Genomic DNA, 16,824 nt, shown 5'->3' with positions numbered 1-16,824 from the left:
CTTCCTGCGCCCTTCGTCTTCTTTATTGATGAGATTCCCCGGTTTCCTGCGTACCACCTTGCGCGATACAGGCGTCCTGCGCGGCCTGATCGCGCTCGTGGCCCTGGCCATCGGGGGCTGGCTGCAGTGGCATGACGGCCCCGCTTTCACGGCCGCGGCCAACGAATGGCTGCGCGACAAAACCATCCAGTTGCAGGCGAAAACGGCACCGGAACGACGCGTGCTCGTGGTCGACATCGATGAAAGCAGCGTCGCGCAGCTGCCGTGGCCGTGGCCCCGCGCGCGCATCGCCGACCTGGTCGAACTGGTGCTGGCGGACGGCGCCCGCGGCGTCGCACTGGATATCCTGCTCGAGAAACCGGCCGATACGTCCGGCGACCTGCGCCTTGCCATGCTGGCGAGCCACGGCCCCGTCGTGCTGGCCCAGATGTTCGACTACCTGCACGACGCCGCGCCCCTCGCGAGCGGCCGGCTGATCGGCGGCCAGGCTACCCGGGCGCTGGCCGGCACCCCGAGCGCGCATGGCTACCTGGCCAACCACGTGACATTCGCAGTGGCGCGTCACGCCGGCAACATCGGCGTGCTGCCCGACGCGGACGGCACCTTGCGCCGCCTGCCGATGCGGACCACGTACCAGGGCCAAGTCTATCCTACGCTCTCGCTCGCCTTACTCGAATGTTGCGGCGCCGCGACAGCCGCCGTGCCGCCGGTGCGTCCGGTGGAGCGCATCCCCTATTCCCGCGCCTGGTCGGCGTACGACGTCGTCAAGGCGGGCGATTTGCTCGCGGGCCGGATGCCGCCCGGCATGGCGCGCGACCGGCTGGTGCTGATCGGCTCGTCCTCGCTGAGTCTGGGCGACCGCATTTCCACGCCGCTGGACGCGTCCAGCGCCGGCCTGCTGGTCCACGCGTCGATGCTGACGTCGCTGCTGGACCGCCAGCAGGGCCTGGCACCCGTGCCGCTGCCCGGCCGCGCGATCGCGTTCGCCTTCACGCTGGCGGTCGTGCTGCTGACGGGCTATACGCTGCCGCGCATGGCCGCGGCCGCCAATGCGCTGCTGCTGGGCGCGAGCGCGTTCGTGTGGCTCGGCGTCGTGTGGCTGCTGGCGCCGCGCGATCCCGTCTTCGCGCCGGCGGAGCCGCTGTTCTGCTGCCTGTACCTGCTCGCCGTCGCGGTGCCGTTTCAGTGGGAACTGGCGCAGCGCCGCTCGCGCCAGCTGCTGGGGACGCTGCGCCAATACGTGGCCGGCGCCGTCGTCGACGAACTGCTGCGCAGCGACCTGCAGGACCCGCTGGCGCCGCGCCGGCTCGAGGTGACGACGCTCGTGGCGGACATGGAAGGCTATACGGGCCAGGTCGAGTCGCTGTCGCTGGAAGACGCATCGCGCCTGACGACCGAATTCCTCGACTGCCTGACGCGCCCCGTGCTGGAGCATCGCGGCACCCTCGACAAATACACGGGCGACGGCCTCGTCGCGTTCTGGGGCGCGCCCCTGCCGGACGACGACCATGCCGATCTCGCCCTGGACGCCGCCGCCAGCATCCTGCGCGAAGTGGCGCGCTTCTCCGCGCTGCGCGTCGCCAACGGCAAGCCGGCGCTGCGCGTGCGCATCGGCATCGAAAGCGGTACCGCGATGGCCGGCGACTACGGCACGGCCGCGCGCAGCATCTATACGGCGGTGGGCGACAGCGTGAACACGGCCGCGCGCCTGGAACAGGCCGCACGCGACTATCCGCACGACGTGATCATCGGCGAAGGCACGGCGGCGCGGGCACGGCGCCACCGCCTGCTGCCGCTGGGCGAGCGCCAGTTGCGCGGCAAGGAGCGCTCGCTCCGCATCTATACGCTGGAGCGCAACGCATGAGGCGCCTGTCCATGTGCGCCGCGCTGGCCGCGGCGCTGTCGTCGTGTCTTGCCGCCGGCACGGTCCGCGCCCAGGAAGCGCCGCTCGCCATCGCCGCCGAGCCGGCCCAGCCGGGCGACCTGTACGCCGCGGCGCTGCTAGCCCTGGGCGAAGGCCGCCTCGAGGAAGCCGCCGCCCTGCTGCAGCGCGTCGTCGAGCGCGAACCGCGCCACGCCGGCGCGTGGCTCGACCTCGCCATCAGCCAGTGCGAACTGGGCAACGCGGCAGAGGCGGAGCGCCTGTTTTCCAGCCTCGAACAGCGCATGGCCGTGCCGGCCGGTATCGAAGACGTGATCGCGCGTTACCGCGCCACCGGTTGCGGCAAGGCGCCGGCGCGCAGGGGCGGCGTCTGGCTGCTGGCCGCCACCCGCGGGCACGACGACAACGTCAACCAGGGCGCGAGCGATCCGCGCTTCACGATCGGCACGGGCAGCACCCAAACGGAATACCAGCTCGACCCGTCCTTCCTGCCCCGGGCCGACGCGTTCAGCCAGCTGTCCGCGTCCTGGCTGCGGCCGCTCGGCGATGCGGACAGCGACCTCATCGTCCAGGCGTACACGCGCCGGCACGACAACGTCCGTACGCAGGACACCGCCTCCGTGCTGGCCGCCGTCGAGCACACCTGGAAACCGTTCGCCTGGCGGCTGCGCGGCACCGCGGCGACCGGCTACGTGACCCTCGACGGCACCCTGTACCAGCGCCAGCAGCAAGTCCAGGCGCGCCTGGCGCCCCCGGCGGCCTGGCTGGCACCCGGGGTCGAGTTCGCGGCCACGGCGAACTACAGCCATGTCGCGTATCCGACACGCCCGGCCTATGACGGCAACACGATGGAAATCGGCGGCATCTTCGGCTATCGCAGCGAATTCGGCCTGGCGCAGGCCACGCTGACCCGGCTGCACGACGCCAGCGCGGCGGACCGTCCCGGCGGCGACCGCAAGGGCTGGTTCGGCAACCTGCAATGGTCCAGCGACGTGACCAGCCGCCTGGGCCTGGAAGCGGGACTGAGCCACCAGATGTGGCGCAGCGACGAGATCTACTCCCCCAACCTGATCGACAAGCGCCGGCGGCAAGACACGACGACGCTGCGTGCCGCCGGCCAGTGGCTGCTGCGGCCACACACCAGCCTGGTGCTGGAATGGCGCGGCACGTTCAATCGCGAGAACATCTCGCTGTTCCAATATAATAGTCGGGCTCTGCAGCTAAGTCTGCGATGGGATAATTTCTGACGCCGGGATTCGGTGTACAAGCAATCGACCGATATGTCCTGGGAACTGATCGTCTTCCTGGCTGCCGCAACCGCGGTTGTCCTTGGCTGCCTGCTGCCGGCGCGCTGGCTGCCGTTATTGCCACACGACAAACTACTGCACTTCATCGCGTTTGCCGGACTGAGCGCGCTCGCGCTGCATATCGAACCCGCATGGCCCTGGCGCGCGGTCTGGCTGCTGGGGTTGCTGATGGCGGGGCTGGCGATCGAATTGCTGCAAAAAATGGTGCCCGGACGCAGCTTCTGCTGGCGCGACATGGGCGCCAACACGGCAGGCATCCTGGCCGCCACCCTGGTTTTCGGACTGTTACAAGTGATCTGAGACGCGAATGACATCGTCGAGCAAACGTAAGAACGAGACGGACAACGACATCGTCCCGAAGGAGCTGGTGCCGGATCCGGCCGCGGCCGCCAACGAGCCGGCGCCGCAGGAAGTCAACGTGCACATCCACCTGCGCAAGATCCCGCTGCTGGCCAACCTCAGCGAGGAGCACATGCAGCGGGTAAAGTCCGACCTGCGCATCCGCCAGTACGCCAAGCGCGACATCGTCCTGCAAAAGGGCGCGGCCGGCGACAGCCTGCTGTTCCTGCTGACGGGCTCGCTGCAAGTCGTCGACGTCACGGAGGATGGCCGCGCGATCGGCCTGCGCCTGCTGCAACCGGGCGACTTCTTCGGCGAAATCGCCGTCATCAACGGCTCGATGCGCTCGGCGTCCGTCGTGGCGCTGACGTCCGTGCTGGTGGCATTGCTGCCGCGCGCGACGGCACTGTACCTGTTTTCCCACTCGCCGTCGGTCGCGAACCAGATGCTGCGCTTTTTGGCCGAGAAAGTGCAGCGCGATTCGGAATTCCGCGCCCTGCTCAGCATCCACAACACGTCGCGCCGTATCTACACGTTCCTCAATCTGCTGAAGGAACAAAAGGACGGCAACATGCAGGTCGTGGAAAACCTGCCCACGCACCAGGACATCGCCAACATGATCAACACGAGCCGCGAAACGGTGACCCGCGCGCTGCTCACGCTGGTGCAGCAGGGCATCATCGAAAAAGGCACGCACCGCCTCATCATCGTCAAGCCGGACGCGTTGCAAAAACTCATCGACGGCTGACGTCCGGGCCATTCGTAACAATTGGTAAGACGTAAATTAGCGACTTGCAACATGTTATAATCAACAACTTACCATCCGGTTTTCCTCCTTTCGTCTCCCTATGATTTCCCGTTCCATGCTGGGTGGCGTCTGGCGCTATCGCGGCTTCATCGCGGGTAGCGTACGCCGCGAATTCCAGGCCAAGTACCGCAATTCCCTGCTGGGCGCCGCGTGGACCATCCTGAATCCCCTCGCGATGATCGTCGTATACACCGTCATCTTTTCGCAGGTGATGGGCACGCGCCTGCAGGGCAGCACCGGCCACTTCGCGTACAGCATCTACCTGTGCGCGGGCGTGCTCACGTGGGGCCTGTTCGCCGAGATCACGTCGCGCGGCCAGAACGTCTTCCTCGAAAACGCCAACCTGATCAAGAAGCTGCAGTTTCCCCGCATCTGCCTGCCGATCGTCGTCGTGCTCAACGCGCTGGTCAATTTCGCGATCATCTTCGGCCTGTTCACCGTCTTCCTCGCCATCAGCGGCTCGTTCCCCGGCTGGTCGTTCCTGGCGCTGGTGCCCGTGCTCGGCGTGCTGGTGCTGTTCGCGATCGGCCTGGCCATGATCCTGGGCGTGCTGAACGTGTTCTTCCGCGACGTCGGCCAGTTCTTCGCGATCGTGCTGCAGTTCTGGTTCTGGTTCACGCCGGTCGTCTATCCCGCCACGGCCCTGCCGCAGGACATCCGTCCACTGCTGGCCTGGAACCCGATGGCGGCCGTCGTGCAGGCCTGCCAGGGCATCCTGCTGGACGGCCGGCTGCCGCATTGGAAAGGGCTGGTGCCGGTCACGGTGCTGGCGCTGCTGTTCTGCGCGCTGGGCATGCACCTGTTCCGCAAGCGCGCGGGCGAAATGGTGGATGAACTGTAATGGGCGCGATCCGAGTCGAAAACCTGGGCAAGGCCTATAAACAGTACGGCAACCGCTGGAGCCGGCTGGCCGAATGGATCCTGCCCGGCAACCAGCCGCGCCACAAGCTGAAGTGGGTGCTGCAGGACATCAGCTTCGAACTGGCGCCGGGCGACGCCGTGGGCATCATCGGCATCAACGGCGCCGGCAAGAGCACGCTGCTCAAGCTGATCACCGGCACGACGCAGCCGACCACGGGCGGCGTGGCCATCAGCGGCCGCGTGGCGGCGCTGCTCGAACTGGGGATGGGCTTCCACCCCGATTTCACCGGCCGCCAGAACGTCTTCATGGCCGGCCAGCTGCTGGGCCTCGGCGTGCACGAGCTCGAGGAACTGATGCCGCAGATCGAGGCGTTCGCCGAGATCGGCGACTACATCGACCAGCCCGTGCGCGTGTACTCGTCCGGCATGCAGATGCGCCTCGCGTTCAGCGTGGCCACCGTGCGCCGGCCGGACGTGCTGATCGTGGACGAGGCGCTGTCCGTCGGCGACGCCTACTTCCAGCACAAGAGCTTCGACCGCATCCGCGAGTTCCGCAAGCAGGGCACGACGCTGCTGATCGTCAGCCACGACCGTGCCGCGATGCAGTCGATCTGCGACCGCGCGATCCTGCTCGACGCCGGGCGCCTGGCCAAGCAGGGCACGCCCGAGGAAGTGATGGACTACTACAACGCGCTGATCGCCGAGCGCGAAGGCACGACGGTGGAACAGGTGCGCACGCCGGAAGGCCGCGTCCAGACCACGTCCGGCAACGGCCACGCGAACGTCGTCGACGTCGCGCTGGAAAACGAGGAAGGCCGGGCGCTGGAAGTGCTGAACGTGGGTGTGCCGGCCACCCTGCGCATCCGCGTGCGCGTGAACAAGCCGCTGCCGCGCCTCGTGCTGGGCTACATGATCAAGGACCGCCTGGGCCAGCAGATCTTCGGCACCAACACGCACTTCCTCGACCACCCGCTGACGGACCTCGCGGCCGGCGAAACCATCGACTACCGCTTCCGCTTCCCGCTCAACCTGGGTCCGGGCAGCTATTCGATCACCACCGCCCTGACGAGCAACGAAACCCATCTGGCCGACAACTACGAATGGCGCGACCTGGCGGCCATCTTCATGGTGATGAACATGAACCGGCGCGAGTTCGTGGGCAGCAGTTGGCTGGAGCCGCAAGTGGAGATCCGGCGATGAGCCAGACATCGTTCTACCGCGCCTTCGAAGACCGCTACCGCGGTTCGCGCGACACCATCAAGGAGCGGCTGCGCGCCTACGCCCCCTTCACCGATCCCCTGCTGCGGCCGGACGCGCCGGCCGTCGCCCTCGACCTGGGCTGCGGCCGCGGCGAATGGCTGGAGCTGCTGGGCGAAAGCGGTTTCGATGCGCGCGGCGTGGACCTCGACGAGGGCATGCTGGCCGCGTGCCGCGAACGCGGCCTCGCCGCGCAGCACGGCGACGCGCTGGCCGCGCTGCGCGCCCAGCCGGACGCCAGCCTGGCGCTGGTCTCGGCCTTCCACCTCGTCGAGCACCTGCCGTTCGACCTCGTGCGCGAACTGATCGCCGAAGCGCTGCGTGCGCTGCGCCCGGGCGGCCTGCTCGTCATGGAGACGCCGAACCCGGAAAACCTGACGGTCGGCGCCACCAGCTTTTATCTCGACCCCTCGCACCTGCACCCGCTGCCCCCGGGCCTGCTCGGCTTCGCGGCCGAACACGCGGGCTTCGCGCGCCAGCGCATCGTGCGCCTGCAGGAAGATCCGCAACTGCACACGGGCGCGCCGCTGGGCCTCATCAACGTGCTCGAAGGCGTCAGTCCCGACTACGCCGTGGTGGCGCAGAAGGCCGCCGACCCGGATACGCTGGTCCGCTTCGACGCCGCTTTCTCCGCCCGCTGGGGCATCACGCTGGGCCAGCTCGCGCTGCGCTACGAAGACCAGCTGGCCGGCCGCGACGCCGAGATCCACCACATCCTCGCCCGCGTCGAACGGCACGGCACGGACCTCGCGCAGCAGCTGGCGAGCGCCCAGGCGCAGGCGCAGGAACTGCACCATGCGCTGGCGCGGCTGGACGAGCGCATCGGCCGCGCCGAGGCGCATGCGGCCGAGATGTCGCAGCGCGTCGTCGACCTGTTGTCGAGCACCTCGTGGCGCATCACCGAACCGCTGCGGCGCGCGATGACGCTGGCCCTGCGCCTGCGCAGCGCGCAGCGCGAGGGCCGCATCGGCAGCGGCATCAAGACGCGCGTAAAGGGCCTGGTGCGCGGCGCCGGCGGCGCCGTGCTGCGGCGTCCGGGCATGAAGCGCGCCGCGCGCGCCCTGCTGCGCAAGGTGCCGGCACTGGAAGCCCGCCTGTACACGCTCATGCTGGACAACAGCGGCGCCGCGCGCGTGCGGCTGGACGACGAACCGGGCGAGCTGTCGCCGCGCGCCGCGCGCGCGTACCGCCAGCTGCGCCAACTGAAACAGGAACAAGCAAGGATGAACGATGCGGATCGTCATTGATCTCCAGGGCGCCCAGTCCGAAAGCCGCTACCGCGGCATCGGCCGCTATTCGCTCGCGCTGGCGCTGGGCGTGGCGCGCAATGCCGGCGGCCACGAGGTCTGGCTCGTGCTGAACGCCGCCCTGGGCAACGCCATCGACGACATCCGCCAGGCGTTCGCCGGCCTCGTGGCGCCGGAGCGCATCTGCGTGTTCGACATCGTCGGCCCGACGGCCGAATCGCATCCGCACAACGGTCCGCGCGCGCGCGCGTCCGAGCTGCTGCGCGAACACGCGATCGCCCAGCTGCGCCCGGACGCCGTCCTTGTCACGAGCCTGTTCGAAGGCTATGTGGACGATGCGGTCGTCTCGATCGGTCGCCTGGCGGACGGCGCGTCCACCGCGGCCGTCCTGTACGACCTGATTCCGTTCCTGAACCCGGACAAATACCTGGGCCAGCCGGAACAACGCCACTACTACGAGCGCAAGATCGCCTCGCTGCGCCAGGCCGGCCTGCTGCTGGCGATTTCCGATTACTCGCGCCAGGAAGCCATCGACGCGCTGGGCCTCGATCCGGCGCGCGTCGTCTCGATCTCGACGGCCGTGGACGAGACCTTTTGCCCCGCCGCGCTCGACGCCACGCACGCGGCCGCGCTGCGCACGCGCTTCGGCATCCGCCGCGCCTACCTGATGTGCGCACCGGGCGGCTTCGACGCGCGCAAGAACATCGACGGCCTCGTCGCCGCCTACGGCATGCTGCCGCCCGTGCAGCGCGCCGCGCACCAGCTGCTCATCGCCGGCAAGATCAACGACGGCGAGCGCCAGCGCCTGCGCGACCTCGCGCGCCGCCACGGCCTCGCGCCGGACGAGATGGTCCTGACGGGTTACGTGAGCGACGCCGACCTGATCGACCTGTACCGCGGCGCCGCGCTGTTCGTGTTCCCGTCGCTGCACGAAGGCTTCGGCCTGCCCGCGCTGGAAGCGATGGCGTGCGGCGCGCTCGTGATCGGCGCCGACAGCACCAGCGTCCCGGAAGTGATCGGCAACCCGGAAGCGCTGTTCGACCCGCGCGACCCGGCCGCCATCGCGGCGCGCATCCGCCAGGTGCTCGACGATCCGGCGCTGCAGGCGCGCCTGCGCGAGCACGGCGCCGTCCAGGCGCGCAAGTTCAGCTGGGACCACAGCGCCCGCCGCGCGATCGCCGCGCTGGAAGCGCATGCGGCCGCGCAGGCGCCGGCACCGGACCCGCACGCCAAGCCGCGCATCGCCTTCCTGTCGCCGCTGCCGCCGGAACGCACCGGCGTCGCCGACTACGCCGTGCGCGTGCTGCCCACGTTGCTGCCCCACTTCGACGTGGAACTGATCGTGCACCAGGCGGAGGTGACGCTGCCGCCGGAACTCGCGCACCTGCCGCGGCATCCGCTCGCATGGCTCGACGCGCATCCGGACCGCTACCGGCACATCGTCTACCAGTTCGGCAACAGCCCGTTCCACAGCCACATGATGCCGCTGCTGCAGCGCCATCCTGGTGTCGTCGTGCTGCACGACTTCTTCCTGAGCGGGATGCTCTCGTACGAGCAGGTCACGGGCGCGATGCCGGACGTGTGGACGCGCAGCCTGCTCCACTCGCACGGCTACGCGGCCGTGCAGGCCAGCATGGGGCCGGACGGCCTCGAACGCGCCAAGCAGGACTACCCGTGCAACCTGGAGATCCTGCAGGACGCGTCGCACGTGATCGTCCACTCCGACTACGCGCGCCAGCTCGCGCGCGAGTGGTACGGGCCGGAGGCCGGCGCCGACTGGAGCCCGGCGCAGCTGCCGCGCGCTGTGCCGGCCGAAAACGACCGCATGCAGGCGCGGCGCGCCCTCGGCATCGCGGACGACGCCTTCGTCGTCTGTAACTTCGGCTTCGTCGCGCCCACCAAGCACTGCCTGGAACTGCTGCAGGCCTGGCTCGCTTCCAGCCTGCACGGCGACTCAAGCTGCCATCTCGTGTTCGTCGGCGCCAACCACGGCGGCGACTACGGCCGCCAGATGACGGACACCATCGCCGCCGCCCATGCGGGGGAACGCGTGCGCATCTCCGGCTGGACGTCGGACGACGATTATTTCCGCTGGCTGCAGGCCGCCGACCTCGGCGTGCAGCTGCGCACCAGCTCGCGCGGCGAGACGTCGGGCACGGTCCTCGACTGCATGATCTACGGCCTGCCCGTGATCATCAACGCCAACGGCGCAATGGCGGAATTCCCGCACGACGCCGTGTGGATGCTGCCGGACGTGTTTGAACAACACTCGCTCGTCGCCGCGCTGGAAACGCTGCGCGCCGACGACGCGCGCCGCCTCGCGCTGGGCGCCGCCGGCTTCGCGCTGATGGGCACGCGCAACAGCCCGGAACGCGTGGGCCTGATGTACAGGGCGGCCCTCGCGCGCGATGCGCAGAAACAGCGGCACGGCCGTCCCGCGCTACTGCGCGCGCTGCTGGCGACGCCCGGCCTCGAGGACGACGACGCCCTCCTGCAGCGTCTCGCGCGCTGCATCGCGCGCGCGCCCGACCCGCTGCAACCGCGCCAGCTGCTGCTGGACGTGACGACGATCGCGCGCCACGACCTCAAGACGGGCATCGAGCGCGTCGTGCGCAACCAGCTGCAGGAACTGCTCGGGATGCGCGCCATCGGCTGGCGCGTCGAACCGGTGTACCTCGACGAAACGGGCGGCCACCCGCAATACCGCTACGCGCGCAACTACGCGGCGCGCCTGCTCGGCATCGACCAGGTGCTGCAGGGGCCGGACCCCGTGGTGGACGTGCTGGCCGGCGACATCTATTACTGCGCCGACCATTCGCCGCATGCCGCGATGACGGCCGCGCGCAGCGGTCTGTACGCCGCCTGGCGCGCGCGCGGCGTCTCCATCAACTTCACGGTGTACGACCTGCTGCCCGTGCTGCGGCCGGAATTCTTCCCGCCCCATGCCGATGTCACGCACGCGGCGTTCCTCGACTGCGTGGCCGGCGAGGCGGACCGCCTGGTCTGCATCTCGCACGCGGTGTGCGACGACCTCGCCCAATGGCTGGCGACGCGCGGCGCGGCGCGCCGGCCGGGCCAGCTGCTGACGGCGCTGCACCTCGGCGCCGACCTGGAACTGGAAAAGCCGCACGACGCGGTGCAATCGTCAGTCGCGGAGCAAGTCGCAGCGCGCCCGAGCTTCCTGATGGTGGGCACGATCGAGCCGCGCAAGGGCCACCTGCAGGCCATCGAGGCTTTCGAGCAGCTGTGGGCCGCGGGGGTGGACGTGAACCTCGTGATCGTGGGCCGCGAAGGCTGGAAGCCGCTGGCCGACGCCGACCGCCGCACGCTGCCCCGCATCATGGAACGCCTGCGCGGCAGTCCGGAACTGGGCCGCCGCCTGCTGTGGCTGGACGGCATCGACGACGACACGCTGCAGCAAGTCTACCTGGCCAGCACCTGCCTGCTGTTCCCCAGCGAGGGCGAAGGCTTCGGCCTGCCGCTGATCGAGGCGGCGCACCACGGCCTGCCGCTGCTGGCGCGCGACCTGCCCGTGTTCCGCGAAGTGGCGGGCGAGCATGCGTATTACTTCTCGGGCCTGGACGGCGCGGCGCTGGCGGACGCGGTGCGCGCCTGGCTCGCGCTGCATGCCGAGGGGCGCCATCCGGCGTCGCACGGCATGACGTGGATGACCTGGCGGGAACAGGCGCAGGCGCTACTGGCGCTGCTGTCCGCACCGGCCGCCTGACGCCGAGGTGCTCTGTGCGCGCACGTACAGAGCACCGACCGCCGCCCCGCCAGAATGAAGGCTTCGCAAGCCTTCATGTCCAGGGAAATCGTATGGTCGTCGGTCCGAAAAAGAAAGATACGCTCAACAGGAACGTCGAGGTGCAGGGCGGCGGCCAGAGCTATGGCGTGCGCGCCGACGGCGAGATCGAGGGGAATGCCTACGAGCCCATGGGCAGCCCCGGCGTCAACCACTGGCAGGCCACGTACATCGACCGCGATGGCTTGCAGGACCGCGGCAACATCTTCTTCGCCGCCGTCGAGATGACACGCATGCCGATGGTCATCACGGATCCGCGCCAGCCCGATAACCCGATCGTGTTCTGCAACGGCGCCTTCCTCGACCTCACGCAGTACAAGGAAGACGACGTCGTCGGCCGCAACTGCCGCCTCCTGCAGGGCCCGCAGACGGATCGAAGCACGGTGGACGAGGTGCGCAAGGCGGTCGCCGAGCAGCGCGCCGTCGCCGTCGACATCCTGAACTACAAGGCCGACGGCACGCCGTTCTGGAACGCCCTGTTCATCGGCCCGATCTTCGACCAGGACGGCCAGCTGCTGTATTTCTTCGCGTCGCAGATGGACGTCACGGAGCGCCGCACGAGCCAGGAATCGCACCTGCAGGCGCAGAAGATGGAAGCGATCGGCCAGCTGACGGCCGGCATGGCGCACGACTTCAACAACCTGCTGCAAGTCATCAACGGCAACCTGGAAGTCGCGCTGATCAGCCTCGATAAGCCGGACATGGCGCGCGCCGCACTGGAACGGGCGCAGCGCGCGGCCATGCGGGCCGGTAAACTCACCCAGCAGCTGCTGACGTTCGCGCGCAAGCAGCGGCTGGAACCCAAGGCCATCAACATCAACACCCTCGTCGTGGAATTTTCCGAGATGCTCGTGCGCACGCTGGGCGAGAAGGTCGACCTGCGCCTCGACCTGCGTCCCGGCCTGCCGCTGTGCTACCTCGATCCGACGCACCTGGAGATGGCCCTGCTGAACGTGCTGATCAACGCGCGCGATGCCATGCCGGACGGCGGCCAGGTGACGGTCGGCACCGCCATCGTGCGCGGCGAGGAGCGCATCTCCCATGTCGACCTGTGCGTGGTCGACAAGGGCACCGGCATGCCGCCCGACGTCCTGCAGCGCGCGACGGAGCCCTTCTTCACGACCAAGGGACCGGGCACGGGGCTCGGCCTGGCGATGGTGCACGGCTTCGTGCAACAGTCGCACGGCCGCCTGGAAATCGACAGCAAGCCGGGCGAAGGCACGACGGTGCGCATGATCTTCCCCGTGGCCGACAATGGCCAGGACGGTGCCGGCGGCGCGGGTCCGGAGCTCGACGCGACAACACCGGAAACGGACGCCATGGCGGGCAGCCGGCCCAGCGTGCTCGTGGTGGAAGACAACGACGATGTGCGCGAACTGGCGGAGAGCGTGCTGGGCATGGCCGGCTACGCGGTGCTGGCGGCCTCCAGCGGCGAACAGGCACTGGACCTGCTGCGCGAAGACGTGCGGGTGGACCTGCTGTTCACGGACGTGATCATGCCGGGCGGGATGAACGGCCTGCAGCTGGTCGACGAAGCGCGCCGGCTGCGCCCGCGCCTGCCGGTGCTCGTCACGACGGGCTACATGGACGAACTGCCGGGACGTGGGCAGGGCCAGCGGCTGAATATCCTCGCCAAGCCGTACAAGCATGGCGATCTGCTGGAGCGGGTGGAGGCGGCGTTGGGGAAGGAAGTCTGATTACCGTCGCCCCCGCCTGCGCGGGGGCGACGTAGGGGAGCTTACTGCTTCGGAAGTCCACCCAGCAGCGCCGCCAGCTTGGGCTTCGGCTTGCCCGATGCAGCCGGTGCCGCGGGCGCTTCCTTGCGCGGGGCTGCCGACGGTTCGTACGGCTTGAGGAACCACGGATCGATCTTGTCGCGGCGCGGCGCGCCGTAGTTGCGCGGACCGCGGTCGGGACGTTCCGTGCGCTCGGGACGCGGGCTGTCCGTCTCGCGGCGGCCGCCGCGGCGCTCGACCGGGCGCTCGCCGCGCTCGCCGCCGCGCGACGGCATGAAGCCCGTCAGTTCGCCGCGGGTGATGGTCTGCTTGATCAGCTTCTCGATGTCCGCCAGCAGGCGCTCGTCCTTGTCCGAATACACGGACAGCGCATCGCCCGTGGCGCCGGCGCGGCCCGTGCGGCCGATGCGGTGCACGTAGTCCTCGGCGTTGTACGGCAGGTCGTAGTTGATCACGCACGGCAGGTCGGTGATGTCGAGGCCGCGCGCCGCGACGTCGGTCGCGACGAGCACGTCGATGTCGCCGTTCTTGAACGCATCCAGCGCGGCGATGCGTTCCTGTTGCGTCTTGTCGCCGTGGATGGCGGAGGCCTTGATGCCGGCCTGCTCGAGGTAACGCGCCAGGCGCGAGGCGCCGATCTTGGTGTTCGAGAACACGAGGACCTGCTTCAGGTCGCGCGCGCGGATCAGGTGCTCGACGACGTTGCGCTTCTGCTCTTCGTCGACCTTGTACAGCACCTGCGTGATAGAGGTGTTGGTGGCGTTGCTGCGCGCGACTTCGATCGTCAGCGGGTCGTTCAGGAAGCTGGACGCCAGCTTCTTGATCTCCGGCGAGAACGTGGCCGAGAACATCAGGTTCTGGCGCTTCTTCGGCAGCAGGTTGATGATGCGCTGCAGGTCGGGCAGGAAGCCCATGTCGAGCATGCGGTCGGCTTCGTCCATCACGAGCATCTGCACCTGGCCCAGGCTGATGTTCTTCTGCTCCACGTGGTCGAGCAGGCGGCCCGGCGTGGCGATGACGATCTCGACGCCGCGGCGCAGGATCTCGGTCTGCGGCTTCATGTCCATGCCGCCGAAGACGACGGTGGAGCGCAGCGGCGTGTGCTGAGCATAGGCCTTGACGTTCTCGGCAACCTGGATCGCCAGTTCGCGCGTCGGCGTCAGCACGAGGGCGCGCACGGCATGGCGCGCGGGCGACATGCTCGTGTTGGCATGCGGCAGCAGCAGCTGGATGATCGGCAGCGAGAAGCTCGCCGTCTTGCCGGTGCCGGTCTGGGCCGCGCCCATGACGTCGCGGCCCTGCAGGACGATGGGGATCGCCTGGGCCTGGATCGGGGTCGGATGGACATAGCCCTGGTCCGACAGCGCACGCTGGATCTCAGGCGCGAGGCCGAAATCGGCGAAGCGCACGGTCGGCGCGCCGCCAGCTTCAATAGTGGTCGGTGTTTCAGACATGTTTTCTTTCGGGCAATGAATCGTTGCGTTCTACGGCCGGGCTGCTGCCCTGGCTGGGCCAACGCGGGTAAACCGGGATGACGGGACGCGCCTCGCGCGGGCTTGGCCGGGAGCGGCGGCTTAGGCTGACGTAGAGAATCTAAATCGCGCTCAAGGTTACCTCAAATCGTACCCCCTGTATATGAAATCCGTGTTTTTACCTACCTTTACGCGCCTTTACAGCCTTAAATCGCTTGCCGGACCGATAATTCTTTGAATAAATAGTTCATTAAATAAAGGATTCCAGCATGGTAGCGAGCATCAGCGGTGGCCTGTCGACGTGGGCCGATTCCGTCTTTTCCAAACTCGATACGAAGAAGCAGGGCTATATCGAGAAGACCGACCTGCAGAGCGCGCTCTCGGCGACGGACGATGGTGGCGGCATGCAGTCGGGCGACATCGACGACGCCTTCAGCGCCCTCGACGGCGATGGCGACGGCAAGGTCACCAAAAGCGAGCTCACGGATGCGATGACGAAGCTGTCCGACCAGCTCAACGCCCAGTTCGACGCGTCGCGCGTGAAAGGCGGCGGCATGCGGCCGGACGGTCCCCCGCCCGGTCCGCCGCCAAGCGGTGCGCAGGGCGCCGGGTCGACCGGTTCCACCAGCACGGGCAGCACCTCGGAGACGCAGCGCGAGCGCGATCCGATGCGCGAATTCGCTCATGCGCTGCAGTTGTTGAAAGCGTATTCGGACGACAGCAACACGGCATCAACCGGCAGCGTCAGCGTCGCAGCGTAAGCATCGCCTAGCACCTTAACTAACGTCGTCCCCGCGCAGGCGGGGACCCAATTTGCACGCCCTGTCGCGACGCATGCAAAACTTGGGTTCCCGCCTTCGCGGGAACGACGGATTTTATATCGGGGCAATAATCAGGACGTAATCAATCCGTGCTCGTCGAGCACGTCATGGAGCAGCTCCAGCCGGATCATCGGATTGTCCAGCATGAGCATGCTCTGTTTCTGGTGATTGGGCAGCGGCAGCAACTCGCACCAGCGGTTGGCGACCCAGCCGCAATCGTCCAGGCGGAACGGCGGCTGCACGGGCCAGCGGCTCTGCGGCACGTCGTGCAGCGACGCCAGCACGCGGTCGAGCGCATCGGCCGCGCCCTTCAGGTCGGACGGGATGCGCACGATGTGATCGTCGTCCAGCAATTCCGCCTCGGCCATCCACAGGCCGTTCGTGCGGCGTTCGCTTTCCAGGACATTGAAACGCGCACCGCCGCGGCACACTACCTGCAGCAGCCCCGGCGTGGAGGCCGTCGTGTCCTGCACGGACGCCAGCGTGCCCGCCGACGCGAACTTTTCCTGGCCCTGCGGGGTGCGCACTTCCTGGCCATGCGTCAGCAGCACGACGCCGAACGGCTCGTCTTCCGTCAGGCAATGGCTGATCATGTCGAGGTAGCGTACCTCAAAGATCTGTAGCGGCAGCACGCCATCCGGAAACAGGACCGTACTGAGCGGGAACAGGGGTAACGTGATCGTGGCCATGCGCGCATGATGACAGATTCGCCGCGCGGGACGGAGCACGATTGCGCGTCCCGTCAGTCGTCCGGCGCGACGATCGGCAAGGTGCGTACGGCCTCGACCAGCCCACGCAGGCGCCACCCGAGACGCGCCCAGCCGGGATCGGGATGATCCGCCACGCGCACCGTGACGGCATGGCCGGGCGCCGCGTCGCAGGCGTACACGTAGTCGCCGGCCTGCTCGAACGGCAGGCGGAACGCATGGCCCGGTAGCACGAGCACCTGGCCGAACACGTGCGGCGCGATGTCGCGGTTGTGCAGCAGCAGGACGTCGCGCACGCCCAGCGTCAGCTGCACCTCGGCCGGCACCAGGCCGGCATGCGCCCCACGCAGGACGGCCGCGCCGCGCGGGAACACGAACGTGCGCTCGCGCGTCGGGTAGCGCACGGGCGCGAGCGCGGCCCACAGCAGGACGGCGACGAGGGCCAGCGCGGCACCCCAGCGCACGCGCTGCAGCAGGCTCATCGTGGAGAAGTGGGCAGGCATCGGCATGGCGTAAAACGCTCATTGTAGCCGGACCGTACGCGCCCTGTTGTGCGCCGATTTCGTGGGCACCCGCGTATCC

13 protein-coding genes are annotated in these 16,824 nt (G+C 68.5%); 10 read left to right on the top strand and 3 right to left on the bottom strand.

What is annotated here, in order from left to right:
- Positions 1–58: 58 nt before the first annotated feature.
- The 9 genes from ACEN9H_RS02785 to ACEN9H_RS02745 all read left to right on the top strand — a co-directional run bounded on the left by ACEN9H_RS02785 (position 59) and on the right by ACEN9H_RS02745 (position 13,203).
- Positions 59–1,864 carry a CHASE2 domain-containing protein gene (locus ACEN9H_RS02785; protein ID WP_413673696.1) on the top strand — a complete coding sequence of 602 codons (1,806 nt, stop codon included), beginning with the start codon at positions 59–61 and terminating at the stop codon, positions 1,862–1,864.
- Positions 1,861–3,129: a tetratricopeptide repeat protein gene (locus ACEN9H_RS02780; RefSeq protein WP_413673695.1), complete on the top strand. Its 1,269-nt coding sequence runs from the start codon at positions 1,861–1,863 to the stop codon at positions 3,127–3,129. Before ACEN9H_RS02785 ends, ACEN9H_RS02780 begins: the two co-directional genes overlap by 4 nt.
- Positions 3,130–3,162: 33 nt before the next feature.
- A complete protein-coding gene (locus ACEN9H_RS02775) occupies positions 3,163–3,489 on the top strand; it encodes a VanZ family protein (protein WP_160409360.1) in 327 nt (108 codons plus the stop codon).
- A 7-nt stretch (positions 3,490–3,496) separates the two neighbouring features.
- The gene (locus tag ACEN9H_RS02770) at positions 3,497–4,276 is read left to right on the top strand and encodes a Crp/Fnr family transcriptional regulator (protein WP_082577122.1); all 780 of its coding nucleotides are present in this window, start codon (positions 3,497–3,499) and stop codon (positions 4,274–4,276) included.
- A gap of 100 nt (positions 4,277–4,376) precedes the next feature.
- A complete protein-coding gene (locus ACEN9H_RS02765) occupies positions 4,377–5,177 on the top strand; it encodes an ABC transporter permease (protein ID WP_160409362.1) in 801 nt (266 codons plus the stop codon).
- Positions 5,177–6,397: an ABC transporter ATP-binding protein gene (locus tag ACEN9H_RS02760; protein WP_413673694.1), complete on the top strand. Its 1,221-nt coding sequence runs from the start codon at positions 5,177–5,179 to the stop codon at positions 6,395–6,397. Before ACEN9H_RS02765 ends, ACEN9H_RS02760 begins: the two co-directional genes overlap by 1 nt.
- Positions 6,394–7,701 (top strand): class I SAM-dependent methyltransferase, encoded by a 1,308-nt coding sequence (locus ACEN9H_RS02755; RefSeq protein WP_413673693.1) that lies wholly within the window; start codon positions 6,394–6,396, stop codon positions 7,699–7,701. Before ACEN9H_RS02760 ends, ACEN9H_RS02755 begins: the two co-directional genes overlap by 4 nt.
- Complete coding sequence (locus tag ACEN9H_RS02750; protein ID WP_413673692.1) at positions 7,685–11,428, top strand: glycosyltransferase; 3,744 nt, start codon at positions 7,685–7,687, stop codon at positions 11,426–11,428. The genes ACEN9H_RS02755 and ACEN9H_RS02750 overlap by 17 nt, the downstream gene beginning before the upstream one ends.
- Before the next feature lie 92 nt (positions 11,429–11,520).
- The gene (locus ACEN9H_RS02745) at positions 11,521–13,203 is read left to right on the top strand and encodes an ATP-binding protein (RefSeq protein WP_413673691.1); all 1,683 of its coding nucleotides are present in this window, start codon (positions 11,521–11,523) and stop codon (positions 13,201–13,203) included.
- A gap of 41 nt (positions 13,204–13,244) precedes the next feature.
- Here the strand turns inward: ACEN9H_RS02745 and ACEN9H_RS02740 are convergent, their stop codons facing one another.
- On the bottom strand, positions 13,245–14,696 hold the full coding sequence (locus ACEN9H_RS02740) for a DEAD/DEAH box helicase (protein ID WP_056130237.1): 1,452 nt from the start codon (positions 14,694–14,696) through the stop codon (positions 13,245–13,247).
- Positions 14,697–14,983: 287 nt separating this feature from the next.
- Here ACEN9H_RS02740 and ACEN9H_RS02735 point away from each other — a divergent pair, with 287 nt between their 5' ends.
- Entirely contained in the window at positions 14,984–15,475 is a 492-nt protein-coding gene (locus ACEN9H_RS02735; RefSeq protein ID WP_413673690.1) for an EF-hand domain-containing protein, read from the top strand.
- A gap of 131 nt (positions 15,476–15,606) precedes the next feature.
- Here the strand turns inward: ACEN9H_RS02735 and ACEN9H_RS02730 are convergent, their stop codons facing one another.
- A complete protein-coding gene (locus ACEN9H_RS02730) occupies positions 15,607–16,224 on the bottom strand; it encodes an LON peptidase substrate-binding domain-containing protein (protein ID WP_056130231.1) in 618 nt (205 codons plus the stop codon).
- A gap of 53 nt (positions 16,225–16,277) precedes the next feature.
- The gene (locus ACEN9H_RS02725; protein WP_413673689.1) at positions 16,278–16,751 is read right to left on the bottom strand and encodes a hypothetical protein; all 474 of its coding nucleotides are present in this window, start codon (positions 16,749–16,751) and stop codon (positions 16,278–16,280) included.
- Positions 16,752–16,824: the final 73 nt, after the last annotated feature.

This window comes from Massilia cellulosiltytica (genome assembly GCF_047325105.1).
In the GTDB taxonomy this organism is placed as follows: Bacteria; Pseudomonadota; Gammaproteobacteria; order Burkholderiales; family Burkholderiaceae_D; genus Telluria; species Telluria orientalis.
The sequence above is the reverse complement of the archived record's forward strand: the minus strand, read 5'-3'. Positions and strand labels throughout refer to the sequence as shown.